The organism is Pseudomonas sp. PARCl1 (assembly GCF_947311875.1).
Taxonomy (GTDB): domain Bacteria; phylum Pseudomonadota; class Gammaproteobacteria; order Pseudomonadales; family Pseudomonadaceae; genus Aquipseudomonas; species Aquipseudomonas juntendi.
In genome coordinates, this window is the sequence record NZ_CAMZMX010000038.1 from 18,167 (window position 1) to 31,182 (window position 13,016).

14 protein-coding genes are annotated in these 13,016 nt (G+C 64.4%); 5 read left to right on the forward strand and 9 right to left on the reverse strand.

Annotation, left to right across the window (positions count from 1 at the left end):
* Window positions 1-26: 26 nt before the first annotated feature.
* From QME24_RS18495 to QME24_RS18505, 3 genes are all read right to left on the reverse strand, one after another.
* Complete coding sequence (locus QME24_RS18495) at window positions 27-1,004, reverse strand: L,D-transpeptidase family protein (RefSeq protein ID WP_009683846.1); 978 nt, start codon at window positions 1,002-1,004, stop codon at window positions 27-29.
* Window positions 1,005-1,117: 113 nt separating this feature from the next.
* On the reverse strand, window positions 1,118-1,408 hold the full coding sequence (locus QME24_RS18500; protein WP_009683845.1) for a hypothetical protein: 291 nt from the start codon (window positions 1,406-1,408) through the stop codon (window positions 1,118-1,120).
* Window positions 1,409-1,466: 58 nt separating this feature from the next.
* Window positions 1,467-2,072 carry an arylesterase gene (locus tag QME24_RS18505; protein WP_009683844.1) on the reverse strand — a complete coding sequence of 202 codons (606 nt, stop codon included), beginning with the start codon at window positions 2,070-2,072 and terminating at the stop codon, window positions 1,467-1,469.
* A gap of 10 nt (window positions 2,073-2,082) precedes the next feature.
* Between QME24_RS18505 and QME24_RS18510 the strand changes: the two genes are divergently transcribed.
* Window positions 2,083-2,766, forward strand: a complete 684-nt coding sequence (locus QME24_RS18510) for an ABC transporter ATP-binding protein (protein ID WP_054905364.1) — start codon at window positions 2,083-2,085, stop codon at window positions 2,764-2,766.
* Window positions 2,766-5,273 (forward strand): FtsX-like permease family protein, encoded by a 2,508-nt coding sequence (locus QME24_RS18515; protein ID WP_192439896.1) that lies wholly within the window; start codon window positions 2,766-2,768, stop codon window positions 5,271-5,273. Before QME24_RS18510 ends, QME24_RS18515 begins: the two co-directional genes overlap by 1 nt.
* Before the next feature lie 48 nt (window positions 5,274-5,321).
* Here the strand turns inward: QME24_RS18515 and greB are convergent, their stop codons facing one another.
* From greB to QME24_RS18535, 4 genes are all read right to left on the reverse strand, one after another.
* Complete coding sequence (greB, locus tag QME24_RS18520; RefSeq protein WP_009683840.1) at window positions 5,322-5,795, reverse strand: transcription elongation factor GreB; 474 nt, start codon at window positions 5,793-5,795, stop codon at window positions 5,322-5,324.
* Window positions 5,796-5,805: 10 nt separating this feature from the next.
* Window positions 5,806-6,114: a hypothetical protein gene (locus QME24_RS18525; protein ID WP_009683839.1), complete on the reverse strand. Its 309-nt coding sequence runs from the start codon at window positions 6,112-6,114 to the stop codon at window positions 5,806-5,808.
* 248 nt (window positions 6,115-6,362) lie between these two features.
* Complete coding sequence (locus QME24_RS18530) at window positions 6,363-6,800, reverse strand: DoxX family protein (RefSeq protein ID WP_009683838.1); 438 nt, start codon at window positions 6,798-6,800, stop codon at window positions 6,363-6,365.
* Window positions 6,801-6,913: 113 nt separating this feature from the next.
* The gene (locus QME24_RS18535) at window positions 6,914-8,317 is read right to left on the reverse strand and encodes a transglycosylase SLT domain-containing protein (protein ID WP_280091445.1); all 1,404 of its coding nucleotides are present in this window, start codon (window positions 8,315-8,317) and stop codon (window positions 6,914-6,916) included.
* 153 nt (window positions 8,318-8,470) lie between these two features.
* On the opposite strand from QME24_RS18535, the gene QME24_RS18540 reads away from it, so the two are divergent.
* From QME24_RS18540 to QME24_RS18550, 3 genes are all read left to right on the forward strand, one after another.
* Complete coding sequence (locus QME24_RS18540; protein ID WP_054905361.1) at window positions 8,471-9,265, forward strand: TatD family hydrolase; 795 nt, start codon at window positions 8,471-8,473, stop codon at window positions 9,263-9,265.
* A 138-nt stretch (window positions 9,266-9,403) separates the two neighbouring features.
* Complete coding sequence (locus QME24_RS18545) at window positions 9,404-10,882, forward strand: methyl-accepting chemotaxis protein (protein WP_054905360.1); 1,479 nt, start codon at window positions 9,404-9,406, stop codon at window positions 10,880-10,882.
* Window positions 10,883-10,956: 74 nt separating this feature from the next.
* Window positions 10,957-11,325: an Mpo1-like protein gene (locus QME24_RS18550; RefSeq protein ID WP_054905359.1), complete on the forward strand. Its 369-nt coding sequence runs from the start codon at window positions 10,957-10,959 to the stop codon at window positions 11,323-11,325.
* A 23-nt stretch (window positions 11,326-11,348) separates the two neighbouring features.
* On the opposite strand, the gene QME24_RS18555 is transcribed toward QME24_RS18550, so the two are convergent.
* Window positions 11,349-12,146, reverse strand: coding sequence for a thioesterase family protein (locus tag QME24_RS18555; protein WP_054905358.1), 798 nt, complete (start codon window positions 12,144-12,146; stop codon window positions 11,349-11,351).
* 77 nt (window positions 12,147-12,223) lie between these two features.
* Window positions 12,224-13,003 carry a CHAD domain-containing protein gene (locus QME24_RS18560; protein WP_281690943.1) on the reverse strand — a complete coding sequence of 260 codons (780 nt, stop codon included), beginning with the start codon at window positions 13,001-13,003 and terminating at the stop codon, window positions 12,224-12,226.
* Window positions 13,004-13,016 lie beyond the last annotated feature (13 nt).

Genomic DNA, 13,016 nt, shown 5'->3' on the forward strand with positions numbered 1-13,016 from the left:
GCGGGCCTCCCTGTATCGCCACTGCCTTACTGCAGTTCTGGGGGAATGCTGGAAACCACCGGTGCGCCTGCCTGGTTTTCGACCGGTACGGCAATTTCTACCGGCATGCCATCTTCTGCAGCCACCACATCACGCACCATGTCCCAGTTCATGCGCAGGTTGTTGGCCAGGTCTTCGCGCTTGAGCAAGGCATTGATGACAGCGGTATGCTTGTCGACTACCGACGGATTGCCCTGGTCATCCAGCGGGGTGTGTGCCTCGAGGTACACCTTGCCGCCACTGATACCAAACTTGTAAGGCTCGTTGATGATGCGCACCGGCGTACCCACCGGCACCAGCTTGGACAGTTCCAACACGTTGTTGTTGAGCATGCGGAAGCAACCGTGGCTGGTGCGCATGCCGATACCGAACTTCTTGTTCGAACCGTGGATCAGGTAGCCGGGCACGCCCAAGGTGAACTTGAACGGCCCCAGTGGGTTGTCCGGGCCTGCCGGCACCACCGCAGGCAGGATATCGCCGTCTGCCGCGTGCTCTTTGCGGATGGATGCGGGCGGGGTCCAGGTCGGGTTCGGCGTCTTGGCGATGATCTTGGTGTTGGCGATCGGCGAACCCCAGCCTTCACGACCGATACCGAGCGGGAAGGTGTACACCACGTTTTGACCTTTCGGGTAGTAGTACAACCGGTACTCGGCCAGGTTGATGACCACGCCTTCGCGCGGGCCCGGTGGCAGGATGTAGCGGGTGGGCAGGATGATCTCGGTGCCGGCGCCCGGCAACCACGGGTCCACACCCGGGTTGGCAGCGATCATTTCCAGGTAGCCGAGGTCGTTGGCGGTGCCGATATCGGCGAAGGTGTCCTCGTACTTGGCCTTGATCACATGCACCTGGCCGACGATGTCTTCACCAGGAGGTGGCAGTGGCAGCTCCAGCGCAGCAGCGGGGCCTGCTACCAGCAGGGCGGCCAGGGACAGGCTACGGGTGACGGCAGGAAAGCGCGGCAACATCCGGTAAATCCTTCGAAAGGTGGGTCAAGAGAATCGATTGTACACCTGCACTGGTGCCAGCGGGAGGCATTGCTGAGCGGCAAGCGTTTCAGATGATGAAAGGTGCGAGTCGTTCAGCTGCCGTGCAGCTCAGGCCACACCGGGCGCATGCCCCGCCGCTGGGCATCGAGGATGGCCCGGCACAGCTCGCACAGGCGGCCATCGCGATAGATCGAGCGCGGCACCCCCGACCAGCGCGGTTGCGCGGGCAGCAGCCCACCGCACAAGGTACGGTCTACCGGCACACCCAACTCGAGCTGCCGGGCCACCAGGTGCACGCGGACCTCCTGGCAGGCAAACAGGTCAAGCTGCTCATCGGGCTCGATCAATTGGTAGGCGTACAGGGACCAGGCGGGGCGCGGCATCGGTGGCACTCGAAACGGGGGGCGCAACATTAGCCGAAAGCTGCCCCCGTTTAAAGCATCACAGCAAGGGTTTTATCGCCGGCCAGGCATTTTCCAGCAAGCGCTGCTGGGCACCCTGGGCCGGATGAATGCCATCAGCCTGCATCAACTCTGGCACACCCCCTACCCCTTCAAGGAAAAACGGCACCAGCGGGACCTTTTTGTCCGCCGCCAACTGCTCATACACGTTGGCAAACGCACGGGTGTAGCGCACACCGTAATTGGGCGGCAGGCGCATGCCCAGCAGCACCACTTTGGCGCCAGCCTGCCGCGAGCGCTCGATCATCGAAGCAAGATTTTGTTGCAATTGCGCAGGCGGCTGCCCGCGCAGGCCATCGTTGCCGCCCAGCTCCAGTACCACCAGGCTGGGCTTATGCGCTGCAAGCAGCGCGGGCAAGCGCGCCTGGCCACCCGCACTGGTGTCGCCACTGATCGACGCATTGACCACCTTGGCGTCGAAACCTTCCTTCTCCAGCCGGGTCTGCAACAGAGAGACCCACCCCTGGCGGCTATCCAGGCCAAAACCGGCGCTGATACTATCGCCAACCACCAGCAACGTTCCCGCCGCCGCGCTCTGGGCCAGGCAATACAGGGCCAGACCGGCACTCAGCCACCTTATTCGCATCGGATTCTCCATGGGCCCCAGCATTCTCGTTGCGCAGAACCTTAGCAAAGTGGTCCCCAGTGCGGAAGGTGACCTCGCCATCCTGCACGCCCTGTCCCTCGACCTGGCCCAGGGCGACAGCCTGGCCATCGTCGGCGCTTCGGGCTCGGGCAAGTCGACGCTGCTTGGCCTGCTCGCCGGCCTGGACCAACCCAGCGCTGGCAAGGTGATACTTGCCGGGCACGACCTCGGGCCGCTGGATGAAGACCAGCGCGCCCGGGTGCGCGCCGAACATGTCGGCTTCGTGTTCCAGTCGTTCCAACTGCTGGACAGCCTCAACGCCCTGGAGAATGTCATGCTGCCGCTGGAGCTTGACGGGCGCAGCGATGCCCGCGAGCAAGCGCGCAACTTGCTTGAACGGGTCGGCCTTGGCGCGCGCCTCAGCCACACGCCACGCCAGCTGTCCGGGGGCGAGCAACAACGGGTGGCCATCGCCCGCGCCTTCGCCGCGCACCCTGCCGTGTTGTTCGCCGATGAACCCACCGGCAACCTGGACAGCCACACCGGCGAGCGTATCAGCGACCTGCTGTTCGAGCTGAACCAGGAGCGTGGCACCACACTGGTGCTGGTTACCCATGACGAACGCCTGGCCCGCCGCTGCCGCCGCCAGATCCGGCTGGACGCAGGCCGCCTGGTGGCAGCGGTGGAGGCCTGATGAAGCACATGCCGCTGTCCCGCCTGTGCGGCCTGGCCCTGCGCCAGTTGCTTCGCGACCTTCGTGCCAGCGAAGTGCGGGTGTTGTTCTTCGCCCTGCTGGTAGCGGTGGCAGCCAGCACCGCCATCGGCTATTTCGGTGCCCGCCTGAACGGCGCCATGCAACTGCGCGCCAGCGAATTCCTTGGCGCCGACCTGGTGTTGCAAGGCAGCGCCCCGGCCCGAGAACAACAACTCGCGGCCGGCCAGGCACTGGGCTTGCGCCACGCTCAGGTGGTCGAGTTCACCAGTGTGGTCGGCGGCGATAGCGGTATCCAGCTGTCCAGCGTGAAAGCGGCCGATAGCGCCTACCCCCTGCGTGGGCAGCTGCGCAGCGCCGCGGCCCCATATGGTGCTGAACGCCCGGGTGGCGGGCCGGCGCCCGGTGAAGCATGGGTGGAACCGCGCCTGTTGGCGGCCTTGGGGCTGTCGATAGGCGACAGCATCGACGTCGGCATGAAAACCCTGCGCATGAGCCGGGTACTGACCTATGAGCCGGACCGCGCCAACAACTTCTACAGCCTCACGCCGCGGGTGATGATCAACCTGGCCGACCTGCAGGCGACCGGGGTGATCCAGCCCGGCAGCCGGGTTACCTACCGGGACCTGTGGCGTGGCGACAGCGAAGCACTGGCGCAGTACCGCCAGGCAATTGAGAAAGGCCTGGCCGCCAACCAGCGCCTGCGCGATACCCGCGATGGCAATCAGCAGATCGGCGGCGCCCTGGGCAAGGCAGAACGCTACCTGAACATGGCCAGCCTGGTGGCAGTGTTGCTGGCCGGCGTGGCCGTAGCCTTGTCGGCCAGCCGCTACGCTGCACGGCGCCTGGACGCCAGTGCCCTGCTGCGTTGCCTGGGCCTGTCGCGCCGGCAGGCCCTTGGCCTGTACTGCCTGCAACTGGCCATGCTCGGCGTAGTAGCGGCGCTGGCCGGCGCGCTGCTGGGCTGGCTTGCCCAGCTGGGCCTGTTCCGCGTACTGCACGGCCTGCTTCCCAGCGTGGTCCCAGCCGGGGGCGTACTACCGGCCCTGGCCGGCATCGCCACAGGGCTGGTAGCACTGGCCGGCTTTGCCCTGCCACCGATCGCGGCGCTGGGCCAGGTGCCGCCATTGCGCGTACTGCGCCGCGACCTGTTGCCGATACCGCCCAGCAGTTGGCTGGTTTACGGTGCAGCCCTGTTCGCGCTAGGCCTGATCATGTGGCGGCTAAGCCTGGACCTGCTGCTGACCTTCGCCCTGCTGGCTGGCGGCCTGGTTGCTGCGCTGTTGCTCGGTGGCCTGCTGCTGCTCGGCTTGCGCAGCCTGCGCCGCTTGCTGGCCGGCGCCCCGCTGACCTGGCGCCTGGGGTTGGGCCAGTTGCTGCGCCACCCCATGGCCGCCGCTGGCCAGGCGTTGGCGTTCGGCCTGATCCTGCTGGCCATGGCCCTGGTCGCCCTGCTGCGGGCGGAATTGCTCGACACCTGGCAGGCCCAGCTACCCAAGGATGCGCCCAACTATTTCGCCCTGAATATCCTGCCAGACGACCGCGAGCCGTTCGCTCAGCACCTGCAGCAGGTCAACGCCGTCGCGGCCCCACTATACCCGGTGACACCGGGGCGGCTGGTGCAGATCAACCAACAACCGGTGCAGCAGATCGTCAGCAAGGATTCGGCAGGCGAGCGCGCCGTGCAGCGCGACCTCAGCCTGACCTGGGCCGCCGAACTGCCCGAAGGCAATGCGTTGACAGCCGGGAGCTGGTGGCAAGCATTGCCCGGCGAACACGAAATCCCCGGGGTATCGGTGGAGGCAGAGCTGGCCAAGAGCCTGAAGCTTCAGACTGGCGACCTGCTGACGTTCGATATCGGCGGCCAACAGCGCCAAGCCAGGGTCAGCAGCTTGCGCAGTGTGCATTGGGACAGCTTCCAGCCCAACTTCTACATGATCTTCCAACCCGGCACCCTGCAAGGTCTGCCGACCACCTACCTGACCAGCTTCTACCTGGCGCCGGGGCACGACCTGGACGTGGTGACCCTGTCACGTGCGTTCCCGGCAGTGACCATCCTGCAGGTCGATGCCCTGCTCGACCAACTGCGCAGCATCCTCGCTCAGGTGACCCTGGCCGTGGAATATGTGCTGCTGTTCGTCCTGGCGGCAGGGCTGGCGGTGCTGTTCGCCGGTTTGCAGGCAACGCTGGATGAGCGCATTCGCCAAGGCGCCCTGCTGCGTGCACTGGGCGCGCCCAGGCCGCTGCTGGTCAGGGCACGGCGGATCGAGTTCGGCCTGCTCGGGGCAGCCAGCGGGTTGTTGGCGGCCCTGGGTTGCGAACTGATCACCCTGGTGCTTTACCGCTATGCCTTCAATCTGCAGTGGGGGCCGCACCCCTGGTTGCTGTTGCTGCCATTGACAGGGGCTTTGCTGGTAGGCGGCGCGGGGGTGATAGGCACGCGGCGGGCGCTCAATGCCAGCCCTTTGGCGGTACTGCGGGACACTTGAGGCTGCATGTGCCGGCCCGGCATCCGGGCCGGCACATGCAGCCGCAATTCACTGGCCGTAGCTGATGCTGTTCACATACCATGTGGCTTCACCGGTAGGTGTGTGTACCAGCACCTCGTCACCCTCCTGCTTCTTCAGCAAGGCGCGGGCCATGGGTGAGTCGATCGAGATGTAGTCATTGCGGCCGTAGATTTCGTCATAACCCACGATGCGAAACTTCATGGTCTCGCCGTCGTCGTTCTCGATCTCGACCCAGGCGCCGAAAAACACCTTGCCTTCCTGCTCGGGCGAATAGGCCACCACCTTCACATCCTCGAGACGCTTGCGCAAATACCGCACCCGGCGGTCGATCTCGCGCAGCAGCTTCTTGTTGTACTGGTAGTCGGCATTCTCGCTACGGTCCCCCAGCGACGCCGCCCAGGCGACCTTCTGGGTGATCTCGGGGCGATAGACCCGCCACAGGTGGTCCAGCTCTTTCTTCAGCGCCGCGTGGCCTTCGCTGGTGATGATGTTGGTGCTCAACAAACGCTCCTCAGCGGCGGGTGATCAGGCCCTGGCGCGCGATACGGGTGAGGTGGCCGATGACCTCGGCAGCGTCCTGCGGGCCGGGCGACTGAATGACCGCAAGGTCGAAACGGTCCTGCCCATACTGCGCAAGATTGCAGGCGTCATCGGCGAACTGGATCAGGAATGCGCGTGCTTGGCCCTTGCGCCGGGACAGGCCTTCGAGGTGACGCAAAAGAGTGGGCTGATGCTGGCCGCCGAGCAGGATGCGCGGCGTGCGGGATGCCTGGTGTGCAGGCAAAGGGCTCAAACAGACACTGGTACGTGGGCAACTCATGGTGCTTCTCTCCGCCTCGCGAATCCCGCTGGGCAGCGGTGGGAGGCGTCACCGAACCAGCGCTTTAGCGGTATTTCGGACGAGCCGCACAAGGGGCTTTCCTGCGCCCCGCAAGTAGCTGTTTAAATCGGCGCAGGCGGTATGCTAGAGCGATGAGCTTCAAGTTGCAAGCGACAAGCCGCAAGCAGAAGCAGGCCGAGGAAAGGCCCGCCCTTGCTTGCGGCTTGTCGCTCACAGCTTGCAAAGGGTCAGCGGGCGATCAGGCGGTCCAGCGAGAAGCGCCCGGCACCTTCGATCATCACGGCAACGGTACCGGCGAGCAGCGCCAGGGCAAACTCGTAGCCGTTGTTGGACATGAACAAGCCATTGCCAATGTGCACCGAGAAAATCGCCACGATCAGGGTCACGCTCAGTGCCAGCGCCGCCGGGCGCGCCAGCAGCCCCAGCACCAGGGCTAACCCGCCGAAGAACTCGGCACTACCGGACAACAGGGCCATCAGATAACCCGGCGCCAGGCCGATGCTTTCCATCCACTGGCCGGTGCCTTCCAGGCCATAGCCGCCAAACATGCCGAACAGCTTTTGCGCACCATGCGCCATGAAGATGATGCCGACCAGTATGCGGATAATGCTCAGGCCAGCGCCGGCACGGGTGGAAAACAGGGCATTGAGAGTGTTGTTGTTCATGGCGAAGCGTCCTTGAGGCGATGCAGTTATGTTGAGATGGACGCCATCTTAATCAGTTTCTAAGATATTAGAACCGCAAAAAACCCAGCATAGCTATCTAATAAATCGATACTTCATCGCTTGACTACACGTTCAAGCGCTGCACGTTCGCGGTTGAATGCCAAGTAGTACTTGTTGACACTGTTGACGAAGTTCACCGGCCCCATGCCCACCTGCTCCATGGCAATACGCTCGGTCTGGAAGAACCATTGGTTGCCATTGAGCCCGCGTCGGCGAGCTTCGGCGCGCATGGCCTGAACGCGTTCGGGGCCAAGGTTGTAGGCAGCAAGTACGAACGCCATGCGCTCGCGCTCGTTGATTTTGGGGCTGGCGAAAAACGTGCGGCGGATCAGCGCCAGGTAGCGCGCGCTGGCCAGCACGTTGCCGTCTACCGTGGCCGTGTTGCTCACCCCCACACGCTGGGCTGCTGCCGGGGTGATCTGCATCAGCCCATGGGCCCCACCGCTGCCGCGTGCGGCCGGGTTCAGTGTCGACTCCTTGAACGCCAGCGCCGCCAGGTTCAGCCAGTCGATCTGTTGCGCCTGCCCATGCTTCTGCAACACGGCCCGCAGCGCTGCCAGACGCCGGCGGTCCTTGCTGGCCAAAGGGTTGTGCACCCGATACTGGCGGCGGTAAATCCGCTCAAACGCGGCATCCTGGTTGTCTGGCGCCCGGTAACCCTTGAGGAAGCGATCGACTGCAGCGAGCAGCTGCGGCGCATCACGCCCGACATACCAGCGCATGGCCTGCGGCGGCCCCAGCCGCACACCGCTGTGCAGGCGCAGGCGCGGCATCACCCGCGCCCAACGCCGGGCAATAGGCTGCTCCACCACGGTCAGGTGGTAGATGCCGGCCTGGACCATCTCCAGCACATCTTCCACGGCCAATGTCGAGTCGACCCACTCCACCTTGATCGGCGGCCGCTTGCGCAGGGCCAATTGCTGGTTGGCCTGCTGGATGAATGGCCCCGCCGCGCTGGCACTGGTCAATGCCACGGTTCGCCCCGACAGCTGCTCGAGCTTGCTGAAGCTGCGCTCGCCTTTGCGCCCGACCAATGTCAGCGGCACCTGATCGAGTAGCGGTGCGCTGCTGCTGACACCGCGCACAGTGCCTGGGTCCAACAGCTCGCCCGGTGCAGCAAGGTCGCCCTCGCCACGCGCCAGGGCGCCGAGCAATTGCTCCTTGGCCCGCGGTATGAGCTGCAGCTCGATCTGTTGATCGTCGTCGCTGCGCGCGTTGAGGAAGTGTTCCAGGGCCCGCAGGCGGTAATACTCGATGCCGACTGGTTCGCCCTTGACCTCGCCCGAGCTATTGCGGCTTTGGTTGACCAGCACCCGCAGCACCTTGCTGCTGCGGATCTGCTGCAAGTCGCGAACCTTGGCAGGCGCAGGGTTATGTTGCGGCCCTTGGGTTTGCGCAAGGGCCGCCCCGGACAAGACCAACCCGAGCGCCAACAGGAAAGTGAGCCAGAATCGCATGCGCAAAAAGATCCATTCGGGGGCGGCATCCAGGGTCGCACGCCAAGTGATAAATGACGGCAAAAGACCCCGGCCACAGCATGAAGTTCTTGGTTTTGTTCAGAAAAACCCGGTTTTTGCTATGCTGGCCGCTCCGCGGCACGAGATACCACCATGCAACTGATCGATATCGGCGTCAACCTGACCAACAGCAGCTTCCACGACCAGCAGGCGGCCGTCGTCGAGCGCGCCATCGAAGCCGGGGTGACCCAAATGGTGCTGACGGGCACCAGCCTGGCAGGCAGCGAACAGGCACTGGAGTTGTGCCAGCAACTGGACGCCAGTGGCGCGCATCTGTTTGCCACTGCCGGCGTGCACCCCCACGATGCCAAGGCATGGGAGGCCGGTAGCGAAGGCCGGCTGCGCCAACTGCTAAGCGAGGCACGGGTACGTGCTGTGGGCGAATGCGGCCTGGACTTCAACCGTGATTTCTCCCCTCGCCCCCTGCAAGAAAAAGCCCTGGAAGCCCAGTTGGCGCTGGCCGTTGAGCTACGCCTGCCGGTGTTCCTGCATGAGCGCGATGCCAGCGAGCGCTTGCTGGCCATTCTCAAGGATTACCGCGACCACCTGAGCGCGGCGGTCGTGCATTGTTTCACCGGGGAGCGTGAGGCGCTGTTCGCCTACCTCGACATGGACCTGCACATCGGTATCACCGGCTGGATCTGCGACGAGCGCCGGGGGACGCACCTGCACGCGCTGGTGGGCAACATTGCCGAAGGCCGGCTGATGCTGGAAAGCGACGCCCCCTATCTGCTGCCCCGCACCCTGCGCCCCAAACCCAAGAACGGCCGCAATGAGCCGGCCTTCTTGCCGCAAGTACTGCATGAAGTGGCCTTGCACCGGGGTGAAACGGTCGAACATACGGCAGCGCACACCACGGCCACGGCACGGGCGTTCTTCCAGATCTGAGCTGACGGGGCCGGTTGAGGCAGGAGAACAACACCGTTGTTTTTTCTTGATACATATCAACAACGGCTCTGGCACGAGCTGGCACAATGATGGCACCTTGCCAATATTGTTTCCGCTCAACTCAGAGAAGACCTGCCCATGGGTGCCTGGCTTAGCAATGTTTCCTTGAAGTACAAATTCTGGGCCGTCAACGCGGTGGCCTTTGTCACGACCTTGCTGCTGGTGGTGTATGCCGTGCACCTGGAGCAACGCGCCCGCGCCGAGGTGGCCCAGGTACAGGCGGTGCAGCAAGCCGAGCTGCTGGCTGCCTGGCCAAGCCAGCAGCCAATACCGCGCCAGGCCAATGTGATCAGCTGGTCAGCCGGGCAAACGCCCACCTTTGCCGGTGAACCGCTCGAGCCCCTGCGCGACGGCCAGGGCTGGGTGGACCTGCCAGGTGCCTGGGTGCTGGGCGACAACCCGCTGCGCGGCGCACAGGTCGTGCGCAGCGGCAATCAGTACATGGCGGTAGTGGCCCCGTCGCCCAGTCTGCGCCAGGTGTTCTTCGAACGCTTCAGCAATTACGCGGTGTGTGTCCTGATTCTGATGCTGGCCATGCTCGCTGCCTCGCAACTGCTCATCCGTTTTCTGCTCAGCCAGCTCAATACCCTCAAGGATGTGATACTGCACGTGGAAAAAACCGGCGACCTGGCAGCCCGTGTGCCACTGGCCTGTGGTGATGAGGTCGGCCAGATGGCCGGTGCCTTCAACGCCATGCAGGCCACCTACCACCGCGTCGTCAGCACCGTCGCCCACACTGCCGCGCAGCTGGACTCGGGCGCTGCGCGCCTGGCCGCCAGCATGAACGATGTGCGCCACGGCATGCTTGGCCAGCAAAGCGAAACCGACCAGGCGGCCACCGCCATCAACCAAATGTCGGCAACCGTGCACCACATCGCCCAGCATGCCGGCGCTACCCGTGACCTGTCCCAAACCGCCGACACCCTGGCCGGCAGCGGCAAAGAGGTGGTAAGCCGGGTCCAGGATTCGATTTCCGGGCTGTCCAGCGGTGTTCAGCAAACCGCCGAGATGATTCGCCAGTTGGCCGATGACAGCCAGAAAATCAACGGGGTCGTCAATGTGATTCACAGCATTGCCGAACAAACCAACCTGCTTGCGCTCAACGCCGCCATCGAAGCCGCACGCGCCGGCGACCTGGGCCGCGGGTTCGCCGTGGTCGCCGATGAGGTGCGCAACCTGGCCAAGCGCGTGCAAACCTCCACTGACGAAATCACCACAATGGTCTCGGCACTGCAGTCGGGTACCCGCGATGCGGTGGAGTTCATGCAGGAAAGCTCGTACAAGGCCGATGATTGCGTGCGCCAGGCTCAGGAAGCCGGTGAAGCCCTGGCCGAGATCACCGGTGCCGTGGCGCAGATGCGCGAGAGCAACACGCAGATTGCCGTGGCAGCCGAGCAACAAAGCCAGGTGGCCGAGGAAATGAACCGCGCGGTGGTGAGCATTCGTGATGTCACCGAGCAGACCGTGCAACAGACGGTGTGCTCGGCCACCACCAGTAGCGAGCTGGCGACCTTGGCTGGGGCGCTCAACAAGGCCATCGGCCAGCTCAAGCTATAGCCACCATAGCCAGCCTCGATTGGCCCCCCTGCGCGGGCAGCACTAAGCTTTGGGCATTGGATGAGGAAATGCCCATGAGTAAACGTCTGCCCAACCTGCCCGCCTGGCAATGGCGCGGCTACCACCATAACCACCGTCACCCGACAAACCTGGTGCTGCACCTGATTGCCGTCCCGTTGTTCATCCTGGGCGCGCTGCTGGTACTGTCGGGCCTGTTCGGGCTCGACCTGAGCCAGATCGCGGTGGGTATCATCGCCTTGGTTGCCGGCTTGGGCCTGCAGCGCCAGGGGCACCGCCTGGAAGCCCAGCAACCTGAGCCGTTCGCTAACCGCCAGGATGCCGTGCAGCGCCTGTTGACGGAGCAGTTCATCACCTTCCCGCGTTTTGTTTTCAGTGGCGCCTGGCTGAAGGCATGGCGGGAGCGCCACAAGCACCGGCGCTGAGCCGATGGCCCTGTGCCGGCCTGTCAGGCGAACACGGTGACAGTCTGCCGGCTCAGCGCCAGCAATTGACCTTGAGCGGTCCACAGGGCTGCTGCCGCATGGCCATAGCCATCCCGGGCATATTCGGTTTCAACGCAATAGCGGCACCAGTCCTGGGTAGACACCGTGACCACAGGCTGAATGAACTCGATCGTCCAGGTCAGCGTGCTGCCAGCTGCGGGTTGCTTCAGGAACGGCATCAGGCTCGGCGGCCACGCATCGACCAAGGCAAGCAGGTGCGCCTCATTGACGCGTTCGTCGGCGACATCGCGCAAGCGCACCCAACCGCCCATCTTCCTCGACTGATTACCACTGAACGGCAGCCCGCCCACGGCCCAGCGCAAGGCCACATGGCGCATGAATTCCGGCGTGACCCCCTTGATATAGGGCAGCTCCGGTGCCGCCTCTTCGAGCGCCTTCATTTCCGTAGCCGGTAACGCCGGTACCTGTACGACCGAAGGCCGCCCTGCCCCGAAGCTGCCTTGCACCAGCGTCACCACCTGGCCCTCCTGTACCGCGCGGCCAAGCAAGGTGCTGACCGCCTTGCCCTCGCGCAGCACCTCCACCTCGAAGCGGATAGGTACGTCTGCCGCTGCAGGGGCCACGAAGGTGATGGCCAGGGAGCGCGCTGGGCGGCTGTCACACAGCTTGAGGCGCATCGCCTCGTACACAAGGGCCGCCATGAGGCCGCCAAATGCCGCTCGGCCTTGCGCCCAGGTCGGCGGAATGCTGACTGCGTCGGGGTTGGCCCGCACGGCGTCGAGCAGTTGATTGAAATTCATGGACCGGCTCCTGCCTGCGGCGAAAAGGGTGTGCCCATCCTAGCCAGCTAACGCGGGACGAACAGCCCTCATTTCGGTCATTTTCCGGGCTGGCGCCGTGCAATGGCCTTGGCCAGCGCGGCCAAGGTCACATCGGCTCGTTGCTCGGCCTCCTGCAACTGCTGCTGCCAAACGGCTTGGCAAGGTGCCAGGTCGGCGTGGTCGCGCGCCTGTAGCAGCCACTGCAAGCGATCGTGCCAGTCGCCCAGGTCGGCCTGGGCTTTTTTCAGCAGACGCTGCAGTTTCTGGCTGGCATGCTGGAATTGCGGGTAGGCCTCGTCGCCATAGCGCGCACGCTTGATCAACAAACGTAGCCGGTGACGGTCGTGGTTGGGGTCCTGCAAGGCGTGGTGCAGTTTGTGCCACTGCTTGACCAAGCGCTTGTCGACGCGTTTGCCCAATGCCTTGGCCAAGCCTTCGCGGCCCGCTGCGCGCAGGAACAGTGGAAAGGCATCTGCAATCGCCAGCACCCGGGCCAACTGCTGGCTGCGGGCAACGCTGGCGTATGCACTACCGCGGCCTTGCATGCGGCGTTGCCCAGCTTCGGTGTAACCGCTAGCGATCAGTTGCGCAGCCAATACTTCATGGTCACGCAAGGGCGTGGTCAGGGCCCCCAGCGCGCTTGCAGCGGCCTCCAGCTGCTCCACCCCTGGCAGCCCCCTCAGTGGCCGCAGCAGGCTGCGTAGCCGCCGTACGGCAATACGCAGGTCATGCAGGGCCTCGCTGTCGGTATCGGCAGCCAGGCGTTCGCGACACGCCAGCAGGCGCACCTGCAAGGCCAGTATCTGGGCAACGACGGAGTCAAGCATGGCAGACATGGAACGCTCCTCG